This is a genomic window from Streptococcus oralis, assembly GCF_003943395.1.
Classification (GTDB): Bacteria; Bacillota; Bacilli; order Lactobacillales; family Streptococcaceae; genus Streptococcus; species Streptococcus oralis_BF.
In genome coordinates, this window is sequence record NZ_RJPJ01000033.1 from 1 (window position 1) to 658 (window position 658).

General features: G+C 48.3%; 1 protein-coding gene. It reads right to left on the bottom strand.

Translation table 11 applies throughout. The features are described from left to right. Positions 1-658 (bottom strand): hypothetical protein (locus D8802_RS10220; protein WP_472725600.1); only part of this gene is annotated, 658 nt, incomplete at both ends.

Sequence of the window (658 nt, forward strand, 5' to 3'; positions counted from 1 at the left end):
AAGCAACAGTGCATCAACATCTGACTCAGCAAGCAAGTCTGCTTCAGAATCAGCAAGCACAAGCGCAAGCAACAGCATCTCTGCTTCAATCAGCGCATCAGAATCAGTTAGCGCAAGCGCAAGCAACAGTGCATCAACATCTGACTCAGCAAGCACAAGCGCAAGCAACAGTGCTTCAGCATCAACAAGCGCATCTGTATCAGATTCAACAAGCTTGAGCAACAGCATCTCTGCTTCAATCAGTGCTTCTGAATCAGCAAGCAAGTCTGCTTCAGAATCAGCAAGCACAAGCGTAAGCAACAGTGAGTCAGCTTCACGTAGTGCCTCAGCTTCAGCGTCAACAAGCTTGAGCAACAGCATCTCTGCTTCAATCAGTGCATCTGAATCAGCAAGCACAAGTGCTTCAACATCTGACTCAGCAAGCAAGTCTGCTTCAGAATCAGCAAGCACAAGCGTAAGCAACAGCGAGTCAGCATCACGTAGTGCCTCAGCTTCAGCCTCAACAAGCTTGAGCAATAGCATCTCTGCTTCAATCAGCGCATCAGAATCAGTTAGCGCAAGCGCAAGCAACAGTGCATCAACATCTGACTCAGCAAGCAAGTCTGCTTCAGAATCAGCAAGCACAAGCGCAAGCAACAGTGCTTCAGCATCAACAAGC